At 39.4% G+C, this 4,099-nt stretch carries 4 protein-coding genes; all 4 read left to right on the plus strand.

Going from position 1 to position 4,099, the window contains the following annotated elements:
• The coding region (locus G322_RS24700; RefSeq protein ID WP_342662428.1) for a Fe-Mn family superoxide dismutase at positions 1-74 on the plus strand (74 nt) is incomplete at its 5' end.
• A gap of 650 nt (positions 75-724) precedes the next feature.
• On the plus strand, positions 725-1,270 hold the full coding sequence (gene apt / locus G322_RS0117835; RefSeq protein WP_022943051.1) for an adenine phosphoribosyltransferase: 546 nt from the start codon (positions 725-727) through the stop codon (positions 1,268-1,270).
• A 5-nt stretch (positions 1,271-1,275) separates the two neighbouring features.
• Positions 1,276-3,414, plus strand: coding sequence for a DNA polymerase III subunit gamma/tau (dnaX, locus tag G322_RS0117840; protein WP_022943052.1), 2,139 nt, complete (start codon positions 1,276-1,278; stop codon positions 3,412-3,414).
• A 51-nt stretch (positions 3,415-3,465) separates the two neighbouring features.
• On the plus strand, positions 3,466-3,798 hold the full coding sequence (locus G322_RS0117845; RefSeq protein WP_022943053.1) for a YbaB/EbfC family nucleoid-associated protein: 333 nt from the start codon (positions 3,466-3,468) through the stop codon (positions 3,796-3,798).
• The last annotated feature ends 301 nt before the right edge of the window (positions 3,799-4,099 follow it).

A 4,099-nucleotide genomic window follows, 5' to 3' on the forward strand; every position in this document is an offset into this window, starting at 1 on the left:
ACGTTCGCCCTAACTACCTCAATGGTTTTTGGGCATTAGTTAACTGGGACTTTGTGAACCAAAATTTCGCATAAGTTTTGTCAGTGTGTGATTATCTATATAGATAAAAATTTAAGCCTTAGGAATCGTTACACAATAACTTGCGCTAAATTGTTTTCAAAAAGTCTAAAGGGACCGTTACACAATAACTTGCGATAAATTGTTTCCAAAAAGCCTTAAGTGACTGGCTATTTTAAAAACAAAATCGCAAGTAATGTTGAAGCCAATCCTAAATGACGGGTTATTTTGAAAACAAAAGCGCAAGTGATTTTGAAGCAGATCCTTAATCAGATGATTAGGGCTTTTTTATATATTCTCTCTTCATTTTTATATATCCGTTACCAATCAAGATGCTTCATTGAGTCGTCAGCTCGGACACTAAGGCAAGACGCAACATGAATTCCTTTTGTGATTGTTGTAACGTTGCCATCGTTTAACAAAAGACAAGCTTGTGCCATATAAAGGCAGGGCAACTTGCACCAATCTGCATTGTTATAAAATCTCGACTTAGAACGACGATTAAAGAATTAACGTCTTTATGTTCATCCTACCGACAGAGATTAATCTGTTTTTATTAATCTATCGAAAAGTTCAATTTTATGCCGAGCATCTTGGCACGATTTTCCTTGCTGACTTTGCATCTTGAAGTATCATGGCTATATAATTATTAATATGAGTAAATTCGATGACTTCAAACGTACAGCAACTAATCAAAAATAGTATTAAAACTATTTCAGACTATCCATTACCTGGCATTCTATTTCGTGATATCACTAGCTTAATTGAAAATGGGGACGCATTTGCAGCCACTATTGAGCAGTTCGTAACACGTTACAAAGATAAGAACATTGATAAAGTAGTAGGAACTGAAGCGCGGGGGTTTATTTTTGGTGCTCCATTAGCAGCCGCTCTTGGTGCAGGATTTGTGCCTGTGCGTAAACCTGGGAAATTGCCACGTGATACGATTCAAGAGGGTTACACATTAGAATATGGCTCTGACACATTGCAAATTCATAGCGATGCAATTAAAGAAGGAGAAACGGTTTTATTAATCGATGATCTGTTAGCAACGGGTGGCACAGCAGAAGCCTCAATCAAACTGATTCAACGTTTAGGTGGAAATGTGATTGAATCTGCGTTTGTTATTGAGTTACCCGCTTTGAATGGCGCAAAGAAGTTGCAAAAATTGGGTGTTCCGTTGTTCTCATTAGTTACCTTTGAAGGCGAGTAATTTTAGTGAGTTATCAAGTATTAGCCCGAAAGTGGCGACCACATAATTTTTCTCAAGTTGTTGGACAGCAACATGTTTTAACCGCGTTAAGTAATGGACTCGCACAAAATAGGGTGCATCATGCTTACTTGTTCAGTGGCACGCGTGGTGTGGGAAAAACCACTATCGCGCGTATCTTAGCGAAAAGTCTGAACTGTGAAAAGGGCGTAACAGCAACGCCATGTGGAAAGTGTGAAAACTGTGTGGCGATTGATCAAGGTCGTTTTGTTGATCTGTTAGAGATCGATGCGGCATCACGTACCAAGGTTGATGATACGCGTGAACTACTTGATAACGTACAATATAAACCTGCAGTTGGACGTTACAAAGTGTACCTTATTGATGAAGTGCATATGTTATCGAAACATAGTTTCAATGCACTACTTAAAACATTGGAAGAGCCCCCGGAATACGTAAAATTTTTATTGGCGACAACCGACCCTCAAAAACTTCCTATTACTGTCTTATCACGTTGCTTACAGTTTCATCTAAAAGCGATACTGCCTGAGCAGATTGAAGCGCAATTGGCTCTTATTCTGCAACATGAGCAAGCCACGTTTGAGCACAGTGCTCTGAGTGTGATTGCAAAAGCCGCTGATGGTAGTATGCGTGATGCTTTGAGTTTAACCGATCAAGCACTTGCGTTTGGCAATGGCAATATCGACTACCAATCCGTGTTGAAAATGGTCGGCACACTGGATAATAGTCACCTGCATTATCTGCTGCATTTTATCGTTTCTGGTAATGTCACTAAAGTGTTTGCAAAAATAGAGGAGTTTGTTGTACTGGGTGCTGATTTTGCCAAGTTACATCAAGAGTTAGCCACTTTATGCCATCAAATTGCACTGGAACAACTTCAAGCTCAACCACACAGTGGTGAAAAGTCTGCTATCCAACTATTAAGTGAACGCCTAACACCCGAAGAGGTGCAACTTTATTATCAAATTGCACTGCAAGGTTACAAAGATTATGCGTTTGCACCCAATGGAAAAATAGCATTAGAGATGACGGTGATGCGCTTATTAGCATTTAAACCGGCAAACTATATTGAGCTCGATGAAACGCTTTTAATCAACAAAAATACCCATGATGAATCAGAGCCAGAATTCGCACCTGTTATACAAGCCATAGAGCCTATAGTTGAAGAGATTACCGCACCTGCAGAGCATAAACCCTTGGTCGTTGAACAAACACCTGTTTTTGAGCCTACAAATATTATTGAACAACCTATCGTGCCTGAATTTGAGCCTCAAACATTTATTGAGCAACAGCCTGTTGAGGCAATACCTGAACAGCAGGTTGTTACGACCTCTGAGCAAGTGCCAGTGGAGTCTATCAGCCAAGTAACACATTCACGTAATATGTTACGTAGCCATCGTTTAAAGCGAAATGAAACAAAAAAGCCACAGGCGACAACTGATCATCATCTACATCGTGAGCCCGTTGTCGCTGCGTTACCCACTGTTGCTCGTATTATTGATGGTCACATTGATACAACAATTGATAGTGCAATCAAGATACCATTCATTGAACCGCCTCCTATTGAAGAACCGTCAAAACATCACGTCGATATCCCTGCTGAAATTCAGAACGTTGTAGAGCCAATGGCCATTGTTCCAAGCCGTGAGAATATCAATAGTACTGCGCGGGTAAAACATCCCTATTTTAGCGATCAGGCTTTTGAAGCTGTCACGATAGACACAGCAAAATATGTTGAAGATAAATTGACTGATCCGTGGTCACTCGCCATTCAAAAGATGGGGCTGGTGGGCTTGGTAAAACTGTTGGCAAAAAACAGTGTGATGAAAAAAAATGATCAGCAGATAACATTAACACTTAAAGTGGCACAACAGCATCTTCTTAATGATGGTAGTTTGTGTGAAACGTTACAAGCACAGTTAAAAAGCTATTATGGTGCACAGACAAACATGTACATTGAAGTGGGTAATGCGGTTGGAGAGTTAACCGCCTTTGAATCTGAGATGGCACTTTATGACCAATATTTAAACAATGCCAAACATGCCATTGTGGAAGATGAAAATATTAAAGCATTAGTGGTTAACTGCGGAGCAAAAGTCTATGAAAATAGCGTGATCCCGTTATAATCAATCAATACATCATAAGAATATATTTCAGTAATAAAGAGAGAGAAAATTATGTTTAGTGGTAAAAGTGGAATGGGCGATTTAATGAAAAAAGCCCAAGAGATGCAAGCAAACATGCAAAAAGCACAAGCTGAAATTGCTAACACCGAGGTCGTCGGTGAATCAGGTGCGGGTCTTGTGAAAATCACACTGCTTGGCAATCACAACGTACGTAAGGTAGAGATTGATGATGAGCTTTTATCTGATGATAAAGAGATGCTTGAAGATCTCATTGCAGCCGCTATGAATGATGCAGTACGTCGCATAGAAGAGGTTAATAAGTCTAAAATGAGTGGTTTAACAGGCGGTATGGAACTACCTCCAGGTTTCAAAATGCCGTTCTAGGCTTTTATTATGTAGCGAGGATTGAGTCTTTGATTCTTGCTATGTGCATTTCTCTATTTTCTGCGTTTTATATCATTCATTGCCATCAACAATATTACAAATCGACATTTTAAAATAGGTTTCAATAAATGAGACTGATGTTTTTTATGTTTATGAGGTATTTAAAATTGATTGCGAGAGCAGGGTTTGAACCTATGACTTTTGCCAGTGTTTATAAAAAGCTGAGCCCGATGTTTTGTTTTTTGTATTTTGATATCTTGGGGCAGGTAAGAATTGGTTGCGAGAGCAGGGTTTGAACCTA

The organism is Psychromonas hadalis ATCC BAA-638 (assembly GCF_000420245.1).
Classification (GTDB): domain Bacteria; phylum Pseudomonadota; class Gammaproteobacteria; order Enterobacterales; family Psychromonadaceae; genus Psychromonas; species Psychromonas hadalis.

Coding starts and splice junctions, on each gene's coding strand:
- apt (WP_022943051.1), top strand. CDS start 725: ATGACTTCAAACGTACAGCAACTAATCAAAAATAGTATTAAAACTATT.
- G322_RS0117845 (WP_022943053.1), top strand. CDS start 3,466: ATGTTTAGTGGTAAAAGTGGAATGGGCGATTTAATGAAAAAAGCCCAA.